We start from the raw sequence: 16,633 nt of genomic DNA, 5'->3' as shown, positions 1-16,633 counted from the left end.
TGCGCAACGGGCAGGGAGCTCTATTACGTGAACGGATTCTGGCAACACCTCTACCGTTGGGGCCTCAGCGAACGCGTTCGTCGTTCGCTTATTACCAAGCAGGAGCGTCTGGTCGACTATTCCCTCGTGGAAATGGCTGCACTGCTGCGCACTGGCGAACTGTCGTCCAGGCAGATCACCCTGGACTACCTCGCGCGCATCGACCAGCTCAACGGTCCCCTTGAAACCTATAACGACAATGGCGGCTATAACGCCTTTGTACGTATCGACCGCGAGCAGGCGCTGGCACAGTCAGCCGACGCCGATGCGTGGCTCAACAATCCCAATGATCCTCGCGGCACCGCCCCGCCACTTTGCGGAATACCGATTGGCGTCAAGGACTCCATCGGTATCGTCGGCCTTGAGAGCAAAAATGGCGCGCCGGAATTCAGCACCAATTTTGCGCTGCGCAATGCCACCGCCGTTGCCCGGTTACGCGATGCAGGCGCCGTCGTGCTGGGTCACACGATATGCTCCCGCTTTTCAGGCAGCACCCACGGCGATTTCGGCTGCAATGCCTGGGACATCGACAAGGTGCCCGGCGGCTCAAGTTCTGGATCGGCCATCGCGCCGGTCGCGCGGCTCTGCGTTGCGACGCTTGGGGAAGAAACCGGCGGTTCCATGATCATCCCCGCAGCGGCCAATGGCGCCAGCGCCATCAAGCCTTCGCTGGGCTATGTATCAACCGGCGGCGTGATGCCGCTGCGTATAGGTTGGGACGTGGTCGGGCCGATGGCGCGCTCGGTACAGGACGCCGCTCATGTGCTGGCTGCGATACAGGGACCCGATCCCGATGGCGACCCGCAAACTCTGCATACGCCGCTGCCTTTTCCGCAAATGCCGACTGCACCGCGTCCGGGAGCGACGCCGCTGGCTGGACTGACGATCGGCATCCCCCAAACGGACTGGATGACGCAATCCGTAACGCCTCCTGCACAGACCTACGACTCCGACTACGGCGCGGCCTTCGAGCGCTTCAAGGGCCAATTGCAACAGCTGGGGGCGCGAGTGATTGAGTTCGCTGGGGTAAACATGATGGATGAGGCCAACTGCCTCTATTACGCGGGACCCATTCTATGGACGATCGAAGAGCCCTTCACGTCCGTAACGCCAGCCATGGCGACAACCTATTGCCAGCAATACGAAGCAAACTATTGGCAAGCCGTCGAGACCTTCGCCGCAACTCGTCCCGAGGACGACCAAGCAGTGCTTTTGCGTTATTACAGCAGGGAGCACGCCCACCCGGTGGTGGAGCAGCTCCCATGCGCCGTGCGAATTGATGCGGAACAACGTCGTCGTATGCAGATGACACTATGGGAAGACGCCTTGGATGAAGCGGGCGTGGATTTCATGATGGTCATGCCGTTGGGTGCGCATGTGGGGTTCAGAATGGGAAGAGGGGAACCCATCGGCCTGCAAAACCAACGGTCGTTTTACGACCTGCCCAACGCTCTGGGATGGCCGATGGTCACCTTTCCCATCGGCCACGGCAGTTCGGGCATCGATAGACGATTGGCGATAAATGCCGCGTTTTGGGGACCTCGATTCAGCGACGCGAGCCTGGTGCAGGCGGCGATGGATTTTCAGCAACATCACCCCGAATACCATCGTGCAGCGCCAGATGATCCAGCGCTTCGAACGCCGGTACCGCTTGCGCGACCTTATTGGCCAGTGACCCGCGACAGCTCGACTGATCCGCTGGTCAGGGAAGGGACTCTGCAGCCATGAACAGCAACTCAGGTTTCTTTGTAATTGACTGGCGCCCCGCGAACGCGCCGATTCGGCTTGTGCCTGATCGCAGCGCACCTCATCTGACCGTGAGATGGCGTGCGCCGCTGGGGGCGGTCAGCTATGACCGTCCCCACCTTTTGCAGCCTGTTACTGCGCCGAAGACGGTTTCTCCCACAGATTGATCCCGCCCTCCACTGCGAAACGATCGATTTCGGCCAGTTCTTCCTGGCTGAACTGGAGATTGTCGAGGGCCGCCACGTTCTCGATGATCTGTTCTGGCCGGCTGGCACCAATCAGCGCAGACGTCACTCGCGGATCGCGCAAGGTCCAGGCGAGGGCCATTTGCGCCAGGCTCTGCCCTCGCCGCTTGGCAATCTCGTTCAAGGCGCGCACGTGTTCGATGTTCTGCTCGGACAAGTGCGACGCCTGCAGCGAACCGCCGCCCGGACGATTGACGCGTGCGTCCTTCGGAATGCCGTTCAGGTATTTGTCCGACAACAGTCCCTGCGCCAGCGCGGTAAAGGCGATGACGCCCGCCCCCAATTCCTCGGTGGTCTCCAGCAGATCCTTTTCGACCCAACGGTTGAGCAGGTTGTAAGCCGGCTGATGAATCAGCAGCGGGACTTTCCACTCTTTGAGCAGCCCGGCAATTTCGCGGGTCTTCGAGCCTGAGTACGACGAGATACCGATATACAGCGCCTTTCCCTGCTGAACGGCAGTCGCCAGCGCGCCAGCGGTTTCTTCGAGCGGCGTGTCAGGGTCGAAACGGTGCGAGTAGAAGATATCCACATAGTCCAGGCCCATGCGTTGCAGGCTCTGATCCAGGCTCGCCAGTACGTATTTGCGCGACCCGCCGCCCTGGCCGTAAGGCCCGGGCCACATGTCCCAGCCGGCTTTCGTCGAAATGATCAGCTCGTCGCGATACTGCTTGAAGTCTTCGCGCAGCAGGCGGCCGAAGTTGATCTCGGCGCTGCCGTAGGGCGGACCGTAATTGTTGGCGAGGTCGAAGTGGTTGATGCCCAGGTCAAACGCTGTGCGCAGCATCGCGCGCTGGGTGTCCATCGGCGTACTGTCACCGAAGTTGTGCCATAACCCCATGGACAAGGCCGGCAGGACCAGGCCGCTTCGGCCTACGCGGCGATACGGGACGCGCTCGTAGCGGTTTTCGGCAGCGATGTAGGTCATTCATTCCTCTCTTTATTTTCTGAATGGCAAGGAGCGATAAGTAGCGCTGATGAATAAGCTGTAAAGCGAGTATATTCAGCGCTCCTTACGGCAGAAAAATGCTTTATTGCTCTGGCAGCCATCGGTTCCTGATATGGATATTCGTCAACTCAACGCATTCGTGGCGGTGTTCGAGGAACGCAACATCACCTCGGCCGCACAGCGTCTGTTCACCAGTCAGCCGACGTTGTCGGTCACCATTCGCCAGCTCGAAGAAGCGCTCGGTACCACGTTGTTTGAGCGTCTGCCCCGGGGCGTCGACGTGACCGACGATGCGCGAACCCTTTACCCGCAAGCGCGTCGATTACTCGCCGAAGCCCAGGCTTTGAGCAGTCAGTTCCGCCAGCGCAATGATCGGCTGACGCTCGAGATCGGCGTCGAAGGCGAGATTGCCGCGAGCCATCTGGATGCATTTCTGACGATGGCGTATCGCGTCGTTCCCAATCTGATGCTGACGCTGCACAATGGTTGCAGTGGCGATGCGCGACTGTCGGTGGAAGACGACTGCTGTGAGGATGAGCTGTTCATGCCGCTGTGGGAGGAACCCTATGTGCTGAGCATGGGCGCCGGTCATCCGCTGGCGGCGCGAGACGGGCTCGATGCAGCCGACCTTGCAACCGTGCAGTGGATCACCTGCCCGACGCACCCTTCGCATCAGCGGCTGATGGAACTCTACAATCGCAGTTCGGGCTTCATCGCCGCCACTGCGGGGTCGTTGAACCTCGCCTTGCGGCTGGTCGCGGCGGGGGCAGGTCTGGCGATGCTGCCACAGTCCATGGCCTCCAGGCATGCGGGCGTCGTCACCCGCCCCGCACGCACGCCGAACCTCATTCGCCGGGTCGGGCTGTGCTATGCCGCGCAGGCGCTGGACGTGCCCGCGTTGCGCTTGCTGCACGCACACCTGCAAGGCAAATCCCTCGAGACCACCACCGCCCTGTAGCAGTGTCGAGGGTTGCACCGCTTAGCGCACCAGATGCAAAAACTGCATGTGCCGTTCGTACTGGTCGAGAATGTCGTTGATCACTTGCTCTTTGGTGTAGCCCACCAGATCGTAATCCTGACTGCCCTCGCTCAAATGCACCTCGGCGCGGTAGTAGCGACGGTTGTTCAGCTGTTTTGATCCCATGCCGGCACGCGCGAAGGAAGGCGTGAAGTAGCCGCGCATGGTTACTTGATAGATGAACGGGCGCTCTTCTCCGTGGCCGATTTCCAGACCGACCGTGTGATTCGCCGGATCAGGCTGCGTGACGACGCTCAATCCCTTTTCGACGAAGACGGCGGTCACTTCTTCGATGGCTGGACGTACGGTCTGATCGAGGAATCGATAGACCTCGTCACGTGAGGGGAAATGCACGGCCTGGCTCAATCGCTGCCGCCACCCGCCGCGTCGCGCGCCAGATACGGGCGCCAGTGAATAGAGCTGCGCAATCTGCCGCTGCGATTCCATGTGAAACGCCTTGTGCAGGCCCCACATCATCGTCAGCAGGATCAGCGAAAACGGCAGGGAAGTCAGCACGACGGCCGACTTGAGCGCGTCGATGCTCCCCGAGAACAACAGCCCGCTGGTCACCAGCGCGGTCATCACGCCCCAGAACACGCGCAACCACTTGGGACCGTCCTCGTCAGGACTTCCGCCTTTGGCCGAGAGCGTCGACAGCACCACGGTGCCGGAGTCGGCTGAGGTGACGAAGAAAACGAAGCTGATGAACACCGTGACCGCAATGACGGTTTTGCTCCACGGATAGTGTTGCAGCATCAGGTAAAGCGTCATCGAGGGATCGTCGATGGCCGACTGGCCCAGGGCGACCATCCCGTGGTTGAGCACCTGATCGATTGCGCTGTTGCCGAAGATCGACATCCAGGCGAGGGTGAAACCCAGCGGTATCAACAGCACGCCGCAAACGAACTCGCGAATGGTACGGCCACGCGAAATGCGCGCGATGAACAAGCCAACGAATGGTGACCAGGCGATCCACCAGGCCCAGTAAAACACTGTCCAGCCGCCCAACCAGTCACTCGGCCCGTTGTAGGCATAGACATCGAAACTCTTGGTCGGCAGTGCGCCGAGGTAATCGCCGACGTTCTGCACAAGGGTATTGAGCAGGTGCTGCGTGGGTCCGGCGAACAGCACGAACAGCAGCAGCGCGCAGGCCAGCAGCATGTTGATGTCGGACATGACCCGCACGCCTTTGTCGACACCCGCAACGGCAACGAGGATAGCCGCACCCATCATCAGCGTGATCAACCCGACCTGAATCCATTGCGTGTGGGGCACCCCGAACAGGTAATCCAGACCGGAGTTGAGGTGCAAGACACCAAAGCCCATGTCAGCGCCCAGGCCGAAAATGGTTGCGATGATGCCGAACCCGTCGACCGCATAGCCGATAGGGCCGTTGATGCGTTTGCCGATCAGTGGATACAGCGCCGAACGCAGCGCCAGCGGAAGGTTGTGTCGGTAGGCGAAATACGCCAGCGCCATGCCGACAAAGGCGAAAACGCCCCAGCCATGCAGGCCCCAGTGCAGGAACAGCAACTGCATCGCCTGACGTGCCGACTCAGTCGTCCCGCCCTCGCCCTGGGGCGGCTGCAAGAAGTGCGTCAACGGTTCTGAAACGCAGAAGAAGAACAGCGTGATGCTGATGCCAGCGGCGAACAGCATGCCCGCCCACGACAGATAACTGAATTCAGGCTCGTCATGGTCGGCGCCGAGTTTGATCTTGCCGTAGCCTGAAATGGCCGTGACCACCACGAACACCAGGTACAGCGTCATGGCGAGCATGTAATACCAGCCGACGGTATTCGCCGCCCAGTTCTGAGCAGACAGAAGCCACTGTCCAGCGGCGTCAGGGAAGCTGATGACCACCACCCCGAAAATGAGGATAAAGCTGGCAGCGAAGTAGAAAACAGGGGCATTCATGCGTACGGGTGCGCTGTTTTGAGCGCTCGGCACACTCATGCGAACACCGCCGCGCGGGCGGAAAAATCGATCATGCAAAACAGATGCGGCAAGGGTAGGCCTCCTGATATGAGCGGTCAGCGAACCACCGGTTTAACTTGATTGAACGTTCAATTAAAACACGGAAAGCAGGTGAAGGACCAATCGCCAGACCCTGGACGCTAGCTCACGCGACGGTAGGACGCACGCTGAGACGCTTTCGTTCCGCGGGCTGGAGGGATGAATGAGGGCTTGAAAAGGCAGTCAGGTCTTGCCCATGAAAGGCTGGCGCGGATGAAGAAAACCGCTGACAGGAAGGGCGGCGTCCGGACAGACGCCGCCACGTGTGGCCGACGTTGTCGACTTACTTCTGCGAGCCGTCGTCGGTCTGCAGGCTCGCCTGATTGACATTGCTGCCTGCCGGCACATTGCGCGTCAGCCAGACATTACCGCCGATGGTCGAACCTTGGCCGATCGTGATCCGCCCAAGAATCGTTGCGCCTGCATAGATCACCACATCGTCTTCCACGATCGGGTGCCGGGCATGGCCTTTTTGCAACTGACCGTCTTCATCCGCCGGGAAGCGTTTGGCGCCAAGGGTCACGGCCTGATAGATACGCACGCGTTCGCCGATGATTGCGGTTTCGCCAATGACCACGCCTGTCCCGTGGTCGATGAAGAAACTCGGGCCGATCTGCGCGCCAGGATGAATGTCTATCCCAGTGGCAGAGTGCGCCAGCTCCGAACTGATGCGCGCGAGCAAGGGCAAACCATTGTGGTAGAGGTGATGCGCCAGACGATGATGGATCACTGCCAGAATCCCGGGGTAGCACAGCAGCACTTCGTCGACACTGCGCGCGGCCGGATCGCCGTGATACGCCGCCAGCACATCGGTATCGAGGATCCGGCGGATCTGCGGCAGGGCGCTGGCAAAGTCCTGAATCAACCGTTCAGCGTGAACATCGGCGCAACCGGCGTCTTCGCCGCGCTGCCGGGCGACATAGCGCAACTCGAGGCGCGCCTGCGCGAGCAACGCGTTCAACGCAACGTCCAGCGTGTGACCGACGTAGAAGTCCTCGCTTTCTTCACGCAGATCCACAGGCCCCAGTCGCATGGGAAACAACGCACCGCACAACGCCTCGAGGATATCGCGCATGGCCTCGCGGGATGGCAGTTCACGACCGCCCTTTTCCCCGCTGATGCGATTGTTGCTGCTGCGCCAGTCATCACGCGCAGCGCGCAACTCACCTACGATCCGCTGCAGCTGCCAATGGCCGGTCACGCCCTCGGCACAGGTTTCCGGGGACAGTTCGGGAATAGTGCTCACGCAGATTTCTCCTCAGTTCAATGGCTCGTCAGGCTGGACACGACCATGGTCGGTTCACTCTACGGCAAACATTTGTGGCACAAAAATAACAATTTTCGTGAGGCTTTAGCTCGGGCGCTGTGAGATATCGCCCGGTTGCCCTGTGGGAATGGTCTGCCTATAGTCCTGCGACTCACTTGCTGACGTATCGACAACCGACATGATCAAACAACAGCTCGCCCGTTTTGACCGCCTGGATCTGCTGGGCGCCCCGACACCGCTGGAAAAGCTCGAACGGCTATCCGCGTGGGCCGGTCGGGACATCTACGTGAAACGTGACGACATCACGCCATTGGCGATGGGCGGCAACAAGCTGCGCAAGCTCGAATACCTCGCCGCCGATGCCCTGGCCCAAGGCTGCGACACGCTGATCACCGCAGGCGCGATTCAATCCAACCATGTTCGCCAGACCGCAGCGCTGGCCGCCCGGCTGGGACTGGGTTGCGTGGCACTGCTGGAGAACCCGATCGCCACGACTGACAGCAATTATCTGGGCAACGGAAACCGTCTGCTCCTGGACCTGTTCGATGCCAAGGTCGAACAGGTGGATAACCTCGATAACGCAGACGAGCAGCTTCAGGCGTTGGCTGCGCGACTGCGCGCCAGTGGCAGAAAACCTTATCTGGTCCCGATCGGTGGCTCCAGCCCCACCGGCGCATTGGGCTACGTGCGCGCAGGCTTCGAGCTGGCCGAGCAGATCGAACAGACTGGCGAAACGTTCGCCGCCGTGGTCCTGGCCTCAGGCAGTGCAGGCACTCACAGCGGCCTTGGCTTGGCGCTGGCGGAGGCCTTGCCGCAATTACCCGTGATCGGCGTGACCGTGTCGCGTCCTGAAGAAACCCAGGCGCCCAAGGTTCAGGGGCTGGCCGAACGTACTGTGGAGCTGTTGGGCGAGGCGCTGCCCGCAGCGTTCAAAGTCAACCTGTGGGATGAGTATTACGGCCCACGCTATGGCGAACCGAACGCGGGCACATTGTCGGCAATCAAGTTGGTTGCCAGCCACGAAGGGCTGTTGCTGGACCCGGTTTACACCGGCAAAGCGATGGCGGGCTTGCTCGACGGGATCGGACGGCAGCGTTTCGAAGACGGTCCGATCATTTTCCTGCACACCGGCGGCGCCCCGGCACTGTTCGCTTACGCGGGTGTGTTTTCCGCGCAGTGAGTGCTGTAGCTCTCGATCCTGCAGATCGGGGGCTGCCACCCGGCTTTCATATGCACAAAACAGATAAGCGCTTCGTTTTTAATTATTTTTATTCCTAAAAAGCTGCCCTTATGATCGCCGCCAGCGCCGCGCGAAATCCCGGCAGAGTACTGAAAAAGCTGGATAAACGCGTGATGCCACAGTAGTTTCGTCAGGTCTGACGCTGACCTGACATTCCAATTAAAAACAGGGGATTTTCATGAACATGTCTGCAATCCGCCGCACCTTCCTGCTGTCGGCATTCAGCCTGGTGCTGGGCACCGGTCTGGCGACCCAAGCCGTCGCTGGCGAGCAACTGGAAACCATTAAAAAGAACGGCACCCTGAACGTCGGTCTGGAAGGCACTTACCCGCCCTTCAGCTTCGTTGGCGAAGACGGCAAGCTGACCGGTTTCGAGGTCGAGTTCTCCGAAGCGCTGGCCAAGGAGCTGGGCGTGAAGGTCAAGCTGAGCGCCACCCCATGGGCTGGCATCCTGGCTGCGCTGGAATCCAAGCGTCTGGACGTCGTGATCAACCAGGTCACCATCTCCGACGAGCGCAAGAAGAAATATGACTTCTCCGAACCCTACACTGTCTCTGGCATTCAAGCACTGGTGCAGACCAAAGACGCTGGCGTGATCAAGACTGCGGCTGACCTGAAAGGCAAGAAGGTCGGCGTCGGCCTGGGCACCAACTATGAAGAATGGCTCAAGGCGAACGTGCCTGACGCCATCGTCAAAACTTACGACGATGATCCGACCAAATACCAGGACCTGCGTGTAGGCCGTATCGACGCCATTTTGGTCGACCGCCTCGCCGCGCTGGAGCTGATCGCCAAAACCAAAGACAAACTGGCCGTTTCCGGCGAACCCTTCTCCCGTCAGGAAGCCGGCATCGCGCTGCGCAAAGGCGAGCCAGAGTTGCTCGCAGCGATCAACAAAGCCATCGACAAATTGCGCGCCGACGGCACCCTGGCCAAGTTGTCTGAAAAGTACTTCAAGGCTGACGTGACCAAATGATTCCAGAGAGCCTACAGCTCGCGTTGGACTCCGCGCCTTTTCTGCTCAAGGGCGCGTATTACACGGTGGGCCTGAGTCTCGGATCGATGTTTTTCGGATTGGTGCTGGGCTTCGGCCTGGCACTGATGCGTTTGTCGAAAGTCTGGGTCATCAGCGCCATCGCCAGGGTCTACGTGTCGTTCTTTCGCGGCACGCCCCTGCTCGTTCAGCTGTTCATGATTTATTACGGCCTGCCTGATCTGGGCATCGAACTGGATGCCATCACCGCAGCGCTCATCGGCTTGTCGCTGAACATGGCAGCCTACGCCTGCGAAATTCTGCGCGCAGCCATTGGCGCCGTGGACCGGGGCCAGTGGGAAGCGGCCGCCAGTATCGGCATGACCCGCGCGCAGACCATGCGCCGGGCAATCTTGCCGCAAGCTGCCCGAACCGCCCTGCCGCCGCTGGGCAACAGCTTCATTTCGCTGGTCAAGGACACCGCCATGGCCGCCACCATTCAGGTGCCGGAAGTGTTCCGCCAGGCGCAGCTGATTTCTTCGAGAACGCTGGAGGTCTTCACCATGTATTTCACCGTGGCGGTGATCTACTGGGTGTTGTGCACGGTGCTGGCGCATGTTCAGAACCGTCTCGAAGCACGGGCCAACCGCCATGATGTGGAGTCTTGAGGCATGATCACCGTTGAAAAACTGACCAAGGAATTCAAGGGCAATCAAGTTCTCAAGGGCATCGATCTGAACGTCGAGCCCGGTGAAGTCGTCGCAATCATCGGACCCAGCGGGTCCGGCAAGACCACTTTCCTGCGTTGCCTGAATTTCCTCGAAGAACCCACCAGCGGCACCATCGTGGTCGGCGACATCCGAATCGACGGCAGCAAGCCGCTCAGCCAACAGCAGGCGCTGGTCCGGCAGTTGCGACAGCACGTAGGCTTCGTCTTTCAGAACTTCAATCTGTTTCCCCATCGCACAGCACTGGAAAACGTCATCGAAGGCCCGATCGTGGTCAAGAAGATGCCACGCGATCAGGCTGCCGAGTTGGGTCGCAAATTGTTGGCCAAGGTTGGTCTTGCCGGCAAGGAAGACGCTTACCCACGCCGTTTGTCCGGTGGTCAGCAGCAACGCGTGGCCATCGCGCGGGCGCTGGCGATGGAGCCGGAAGTCATTCTCTTCGACGAACCCACTTCAGCCCTCGATCCTGAACTGGTGGGCGAGGTGCTCAGCACCATTCGTGCACTGGCCGAAGAGAAACGCACGATGGTCATCGTCACGCATGAGATGAGCTTTGCGCGGGACGTCGCCAACCGTGTTGTGTTCATCGACAAAGGGGTCATTGTCGAGCAAGGAGAAGCCAAAGCGTTGTTCGCAAATCCTGAAGAGGAACGCACTCGGCAGTTTCTCGAACGCAGCCGGAATTAATCCCACGCTGTATGTATCCCAAACGGCGCTCATGAGCGCCGTTTTCTTTCACTTCAATATTTAGAAAAGTCTTGATGGACTAATAGTCTTTCTATTTCCATTCGGAAAACCGGTTGTCTATATATCTATTTTTCCGATCCAAGTGCGACTTCGTGGTTTTCTCGGCACATCGAGTTTATTGACGAACTCGACACCCACAAATAATCCTTCACGCCCCTTCACCCACCTCCATCTGCCGTCCGCAGAGAGCACCGCCGCCTGTGCGCAATGCAGCCGTAGGACGTCACACCTGTTGCACCCACCATTGAGTGAAAACCTCTCGTAGGAAAGTTCTGCTTTTCCCGTACATATAGTTTTATGAGTTATTTACCATTGACACAAATGCCGCAACACAATTAGCTCAAAAGCACTTGGGAAGACTCTATCGAAACCAATAACAAGTCCGAAATTGCGACCGGTTGTAATGTTTGCCATGACTGGCCATCGAGCGTGTACTAACAACATCGTTTTCCAAGTTGCATTCGCGACAACCACTGTCGTGACACGCCTTGATAAAGGCCTACGTTCAAAGAGTATTCGAAGATGATCCAGACACCCGTCAATCACACCCCTATCAAGCTCTTCGCCCCGTATCTGCCGCAGTCGAACAAACAGGGCATCGGTGCCCTGGCGGCTGCGCACCTGTTGGTGAACATCGATCCCTATCCGGACATGGAATGCGCCGATCTGATCGAGCTGTTCTGGGGAGGCTGCTACGTTGCGTCAAAACTTTTGTCGGAGGACGACATCGGTCACACATCGGTCCTACATGTACCCGAAAGTTTTCTCCGAAGTGGCAAGGTGAAAACTTACTACCGGGTCACGAAAATCGGCTGCGAATCAGTCAAATCGCCCAGCACAAAGCTATGGGTCAAACTGGAGACGCCTGGCGGTCATTTGGTCAGTGGCGACGCTGACGAGAATCAAGGGCTGGCGCCTGTGGTCATCTCAACGCCTGACGCGAGCATAGAACTGAGCGCCGAGCACATCGCAGGCGGCGTTGAAGTCGTCATCGACACTTACCTGAACATGGACGCCTACGACGAGATCACATTGCGCTGGGGTGATGTGCGCATGGACCTGCCCGCGCTCAGCCACGAAGACGTCGGCAAACCGGTCATCGTGCAAGTGCCAGCCGCCCTGATCAGCGAAGCGGGCGATGATGCCCATCAGGAAGTGACCTACTGCGTGATTGATCGGGTGGGCAATAATTCTCGCTGGGCACCACCGAGGTTGATCAACGTTCGTGCCGATGGCTTATCCAGGCTTGAAGCTTGATCTGCACGTCCTCGGGCGTGGCTGTCGCAGTATCGCGGCTCGTGACTGCGACAGCGCCCGGTCGGCACAACGTGAGCGATAGCACAAATCCGGCGCTCCCAAGACAGTTCCCACTTGCGGCCCAGCCCTTTCCTACAGGGCAGCCCAAATTCGACAAAAGAGCGCTGCTAGCCTGCGGTTAAAACCCTGTGAGGGACATCCGCATGCGCAGCCGACCCTTCTTCAAATACCTGATCCTGATACTGGTTTTCAGCTCATGCCTGACATACGCACAGTCCGTCTGATTGCCAGCCGGACAGCCGCGATCACCTTCTATGCTTATTCCCAAATGTAAGTTTATTTAATTTTTATACACGCTTAGGGTATATGCACCGGACCACCGGATCATCGTCAGCTTCCCTGCCGCCCTGCGGCGTTGATTCGAGGTTCGAATGGTCACGCACAACCACCCTAGTGCTCGCGTTCACGCAGGTCACCACCATGACTGATCTGAACGCCCTTTCAGTCCAGCACACCCTGGACATAGCTCCTCCTCTGTTGCCCGCCAAAGTGCTGAGCAGCGACGCCGAGGCGATTGCAGCCGCCCATGAACTGGCGGCCGTTGTCCGTTCCAACGCAGCCTCGCGTGATCGCGAGCGGCAACTGCCATGGTCTGAAATTTCATTGTTCAGCCAGAGCGGCCTGGGCAGTATTTCCGTCCCACGAGTGTACGGCGGGCCTCAGGTGTCGTTCGTGACCGTCGCTGAGGTGTTCGCCATCCTGTCGGCAGCAGATCCTGCGGTGGGGCAGATCCCGCAGAATCATTTCGGCATCCTCAATTCCCTGATCGGCAGTGCCAGCGACACTCAGCTGAAAACGTTGTTCGAGAGCGTTCTCAAGGGCGCACGAATCGGCAACGGCGGTCCGGAACGCGGCACGAAAAACACCCTCGACGTCAAAACACGACTGACGTCTGAAGGTGATCAATTTTTGCTCAACGGTCGCAAGTTCTATTCCACGGGCGCCCTGTTCGCGCACTGGGTCGCAGTGAAAGCCATCAATGACGATGGCAAGCAAGTTCTGGTATTCGTGCCGCGCGGTGCGCCGGGCTTGCACATCATCAATGACTGGTCCGGGTTCGGTCAGCGCACCACCGCAAGCGGCAGCGTGCTGCTGGAAAACGTACGGGTCAGCGCCGATCTGGTCGTAGAGAACTGGAAACTGGCGTTGTCGCCCACTATTCAGGGCGCCGTCTCTCAATTGATTCAGGCCGCCATCGACGCTGGAATCGCCCGCGAAGCCATCGACGAAAGCATCCGTTTCGTGCGCGAACGCTCCCGGCCCTGGATCGAAGCCAACGTCGAGCGCGCCAGCGATGACCCTTATGTCATCGCCGACATCGGCAAGCTGAAACTCGAATTACATGCCGCCGAAGCCCTGCTGCGCAAGGCCGGCCGTGTGCTGGATGAAATCGTCGCAGCGCCCATCGACGCGCAGTCGGCGGCGCGAGCTTCCATCGCGGTCGCCGAAGCCAAGGTGCTCACGACGCAGATTGCCCTGCAGGCCAGCGAGAAGCTGTTCGAGCTGTCGGGCAGCCGCGCGACGCTGGCCGAATTCAATCTGGACCGGCACTGGCGCAATGCACGTGTCCACACGCTGCACGACCCTGTCCGCTGGAAGGTCCACGCCGTAGGCGCCTGGCACCTCAACGGCGCACTGCCTGCCCGCCATTCCTGGATCTGAACCAGACAACTGGAAGCACTGATATGAGCCTTCAAACTTTGCCGCGCGACCGCCAGGCACACGCGCCGATTGCAACCCGGACGACCTTGATCCGTGACGACGCCCAAGCGCTGGAGAGCGCCCGGGCACTGGCCGAAACGTTCAAGGCACAAAGCGCCGAGCGAGACCGCGAGCGACGCCTGCCGCACGAAGAACTGGAGGCGTTCACCCGCTCCGGGCTGTGGGGCATCAGCGTACCGAAAGCGTTCGGCGGCGCGGGCGTTTCCAGCGCGACGCTGGCCGACGTCATCCGCCTTATTTCCGCCGCCGACGGCTCGCTGGGGCAGATACCGCAGAATCACTTTTATGCGCTGGAAGTATTGCGCGTGAACGGCAGTCCCGAACAACAGAAGCGACTGTACGCCGAAGTGCTGGAAGGCCGGCGATTTGGTAATGCGCTGGCTGAACTGGGCACCAAAACGGCCCATGACAGAACCACGCGATTGAGCCGCGACGGAGCCGGCTGGCGCATCAATGGTCGCAAGTTTTACGCCACCGGCGCCCTGTACGCGCAGCGCATACCCACGTCTGTCATCGATGATGACGGCATCCAGCAGCTGGCGTTCGTCCCAGCCGATTCAGCCGGCCTGAACGTCATAGACGACTGGAGCGGCTTCGGTCAGCGCACGACCGGCAGCGGATCGGTGGTGTTCGACAATGTGTATGTCGAGGACGAGGACGTGGTGCCGTTTCAGACAGCCTTCGAACGACCGACCACCGTCGGCCCGCTCGCGCAGATTCTTCACGCGGCGATCGACACTGGCATTGCCCGGGCTGCCTTTGAAGACGCATTGCACTTCGTCCGCACCCGCACGCGGCCATGGATCGATTCGGGCATCGAGAAAGCAGTGGACGACCCGCTGACGCTGCACAGTTTCGGCAAACTGGGCATACGCCTGCACGCCGCCGAGGCGCTTTTGCAGCGCGCCGGAGAATACCTTGATCGTGCGCAAGCCCTGACGACGCCGGAAAACCTGGCCCAGGCGTCGATCGCGGTGGCAGGAGCACGCGCCATCAGCACCGAAATTTCCCTTGAAGCGGGCAGCACGCTGTTCGAACTGGCAGGCTCGCAATCGACGCTGGCCGAGCATGGTCTGGATCGTCACTGGCGTAATGCACGGGTCCACACGCTGCATGACCCCGTGCGTTGGAAGTATCACGCCATCGGCAACTTCTACCTCAACGACGTCAATCCGCCTCGCCGGGGGACGATCTGATGAGCAAGAAAAAGATCCTCCTCAACGCGTTCAACATGAACTGCATTGGCCACATCAATCACGGTTTCTGGACCCATCCGAGGGACACTTCGACTCAGTACAAGACGATCGAATACTGGACCCGTCTGGCGCAATTGCTGGAGCGCGGATTGTTCGACGGCCTGTTTATCGCTGACATCGTCGGCGTCTACGACGTGTATCAACAGTCGGTGGATGTGCCGCTGCGAGAATCCATCCAGCTGCCGGTCAATGACCCCTTATTGCTGGTCTCGGCGATGGCGGCGGTGACAAAAAACCTTGGTTTCGGCCTCACTGCCAACTTGACCTATGAGGCGCCGTACCTGTTTGCGCGTCGCATGTCGACGCTCGACCACCTGTCCGGCGGACGGGTGGGCTGGAACATCGTGACCGGTTATCTGGACAGCGCCGCCAAGGCCATGGGCCTCAAGGAGCAGATCGAACACGACCGCCGCTACGATCAGGCCGATGAATACCTGGAGGTGCTTTACAAGCTCTGGGAGGGAAGCTGGGAGGACGACGCGGTGATCGAGGATCGCCAGGCCCGGGTCTACGCCCAGCCGGAAAAAGTCCACTACGTGCGCCACAGCGGCGAGTTCTATCAGGTTGAGGGTTATCACCTGTGCGAGCCGTCGCCCCAGCGCACACCGGTGCTGTTCCAGGCGGGCAGTTCAGAACGTGGCCTGCAGTTCGCGGGCAGCAACGCCGAGTGCGTGTTCATCAGCGGCCAGAACAAGGCGGCGACGCGCGAGCAGGTCGACAAGGTTCGCGCCAGCGCCGTGGCGGCCGGTCGTAATCCGGACGACATCAAAGTGTTCATGGGCCTGAACGTGATCGTCGGGGCAACCGAGCAGCAAGCGCGCGCCAAGCATGATGAGTACCTGAAGTACGCCAGCGCCGAGGCGGGACTTGCCCACTTCTCGGCCTCCACCGGCATCGACTTTTCTGCCTACGAGCTCGACGAGCCGATCCAGCACGTGAAGGGCAACGCCATTCAATCGGCGACGAAGATTCTCAAGAACAATGACTGGACACGCCAGAAACTGCTCGACCAGCACGCCCTTGGCGGCCGCTACATCACCGTGATCGGCTCACCGGAACAGGTCGCCGACGAGCTGGAATCCTGGATCGCCGAGACAGGCCTGGACGGCTTCAATCTGACCCGCATCGTCACACCGGAAAGCTACGAAGACTTCATCGATCTGGTAATCCCGGAGCTGCAACGACGCGGATCCTACAAGACCGCCTATGAGCACGGGACCTTGCGCGAGAAGCTGTTTGCCGAGGGTTCGGCCCGGTTGCCCGAGCGGCATGCGGGAGCCAGCTTTCGAATTTCAAACTCATGACCTGGATCGGCCTGCCTCATTCGTGAGCACGCTCACTCCCACAGTGGGATTGAGTTGTTTGCAACGGGC

At 59.7% G+C, this 16,633-nt stretch carries 13 protein-coding genes; 10 read left to right on the top strand and 3 right to left on the bottom strand.

The annotated features are described in order from the left end of the window. Positions 1–27: 27 nt before the first annotated feature. Positions 28–1,767: an amidase gene (locus AAGQ88_RS01100; RefSeq protein ID WP_342654220.1), complete on the top strand. Its 1,740-nt coding sequence runs from the start codon at positions 28–30 to the stop codon at positions 1,765–1,767. A gap of 150 nt (positions 1,768–1,917) precedes the next feature. Here AAGQ88_RS01100 and mgrA read toward each other — a convergent pair whose 3' ends face one another. Then, positions 1,918–2,955, bottom strand: coding sequence for an L-glyceraldehyde 3-phosphate reductase (mgrA, locus tag AAGQ88_RS01095; protein ID WP_093468115.1), 1,038 nt, complete (start codon positions 2,953–2,955; stop codon positions 1,918–1,920). A gap of 133 nt (positions 2,956–3,088) precedes the next feature. On the opposite strand from mgrA, the gene AAGQ88_RS01090 reads away from it, so the two are divergent. After that, on the top strand, positions 3,089–3,934 hold the full coding sequence (locus tag AAGQ88_RS01090; RefSeq protein WP_342654219.1) for a LysR family transcriptional regulator: 846 nt from the start codon (positions 3,089–3,091) through the stop codon (positions 3,932–3,934). A 21-nt stretch (positions 3,935–3,955) separates the two neighbouring features. Here AAGQ88_RS01090 and betT read toward each other — a convergent pair whose 3' ends face one another. Both betT and epsC read right to left on the bottom strand, forming a co-directional pair. Then, on the bottom strand, positions 3,956–5,911 hold the full coding sequence (betT, locus tag AAGQ88_RS01085) for a choline transporter BetT (protein ID WP_342654218.1): 1,956 nt from the start codon (positions 5,909–5,911) through the stop codon (positions 3,956–3,958). A gap of 382 nt (positions 5,912–6,293) precedes the next feature. Beyond that, positions 6,294–7,256 (bottom strand): serine O-acetyltransferase EpsC, encoded by a 963-nt coding sequence (epsC, locus tag AAGQ88_RS01080; protein ID WP_093468110.1) that lies wholly within the window; start codon positions 7,254–7,256, stop codon positions 6,294–6,296. A 199-nt stretch (positions 7,257–7,455) separates the two neighbouring features. Here epsC and AAGQ88_RS01075 point away from each other — a divergent pair, with 199 nt between their 5' ends. The 8 genes from AAGQ88_RS01075 to AAGQ88_RS01040 all read left to right on the top strand — a co-directional run bounded on the left by AAGQ88_RS01075 (position 7,456) and on the right by AAGQ88_RS01040 (position 16,564). Next, positions 7,456–8,457 (top strand): D-cysteine desulfhydrase, encoded by a 1,002-nt coding sequence (locus AAGQ88_RS01075; protein WP_285423588.1) that lies wholly within the window; start codon positions 7,456–7,458, stop codon positions 8,455–8,457. A 238-nt stretch (positions 8,458–8,695) separates the two neighbouring features. Then, positions 8,696–9,493, top strand: a complete 798-nt coding sequence (gene tcyJ / locus AAGQ88_RS01070) for a cystine ABC transporter substrate-binding protein (RefSeq protein ID WP_093468104.1) — start codon at positions 8,696–8,698, stop codon at positions 9,491–9,493. Then, entirely contained in the window at positions 9,490–10,158 is a 669-nt protein-coding gene (gene tcyL / locus AAGQ88_RS01065) for a cystine ABC transporter permease (RefSeq protein ID WP_093468101.1), read from the top strand. The genes tcyJ and tcyL overlap by 4 nt, the downstream gene beginning before the upstream one ends. A 3-nt stretch (positions 10,159–10,161) precedes the next feature. After that, positions 10,162–10,905 (top strand): L-cystine ABC transporter ATP-binding protein TcyN, encoded by a 744-nt coding sequence (gene tcyN, locus AAGQ88_RS01060; protein ID WP_342654217.1) that lies wholly within the window; start codon positions 10,162–10,164, stop codon positions 10,903–10,905. Between the two features lie 582 nt (positions 10,906–11,487). After that, positions 11,488–12,222 carry a hypothetical protein gene (locus AAGQ88_RS01055; protein ID WP_342654216.1) on the top strand — a complete coding sequence of 245 codons (735 nt, stop codon included), beginning with the start codon at positions 11,488–11,490 and terminating at the stop codon, positions 12,220–12,222. A 480-nt stretch (positions 12,223–12,702) separates the two neighbouring features. Continuing rightward, complete coding sequence (locus AAGQ88_RS01050; protein ID WP_342654215.1) at positions 12,703–13,944, top strand: SfnB family sulfur acquisition oxidoreductase; 1,242 nt, start codon at positions 12,703–12,705, stop codon at positions 13,942–13,944. A gap of 23 nt (positions 13,945–13,967) precedes the next feature. Next, complete coding sequence (locus AAGQ88_RS01045) at positions 13,968–15,200, top strand: SfnB family sulfur acquisition oxidoreductase (protein WP_342654214.1); 1,233 nt, start codon at positions 13,968–13,970, stop codon at positions 15,198–15,200. Then, complete coding sequence (locus AAGQ88_RS01040) at positions 15,200–16,564, top strand: LLM class flavin-dependent oxidoreductase (RefSeq protein ID WP_342654213.1); 1,365 nt, start codon at positions 15,200–15,202, stop codon at positions 16,562–16,564. Before AAGQ88_RS01045 ends, AAGQ88_RS01040 begins: the two co-directional genes overlap by 1 nt. Positions 16,565–16,633: the final 69 nt, after the last annotated feature.

Source organism: Pseudomonas sp. F3-2 (genome assembly GCF_038804275.1).
Classification (GTDB): domain Bacteria; phylum Pseudomonadota; class Gammaproteobacteria; order Pseudomonadales; family Pseudomonadaceae; genus Aquipseudomonas.
Note: the sequence above shows the minus strand (reverse complement) of the source record. Positions and strands in the feature narration are given on the sequence as shown.